This is a genomic window from Bacillus cereus group sp. BfR-BA-01441 (assembly GCF_022663075.1).
Lineage (GTDB): Bacteria > Bacillota > Bacilli > Bacillales > Bacillaceae_G > Bacillus_A > Bacillus_A cereus.
Genome location: NZ_JAKUEU010000322.1, coordinates 1 through 282 on the forward strand (window position 1 = coordinate 1; position 282 = coordinate 282).

Consider the following 282-nt stretch of genomic DNA (forward strand, 5'->3'; position numbering starts at 1 on the left):
CCACTGGACCTAGAGGATTTCCTGGACCTAGAGGCGCTCAGGGTTCTCAAGGTGTGCCAGGAATTCAGGGGCCGGAAGGACCAGAAGGACCGGAAGGACCTCAAGGTGTGCCAGGGATTCAGGGACCGGAAGGGCCGGAAGGGCCTCAAGGACCTCAAGGTGTAGAAGGACTTCAGGGGCCGGAAGGACCAGAAGGACCGGAAGGACCTCAAGGTGTACAAGGGATTCAAGGACCACCAGGACCACCTGGGCCTACTGGTTCAGGGACCGGAATGGGAATTC

The 282-nt window shown here is 59.6% G+C and carries 1 pseudogene; it reads left to right on the forward strand.

Going from position 1 to position 282, the window contains the following annotated elements:
- Window positions 1-282 (forward strand): annotated as a pseudogene (locus tag MR107_RS30710) (YVTN family beta-propeller repeat-containing protein); the annotation flags it as partial.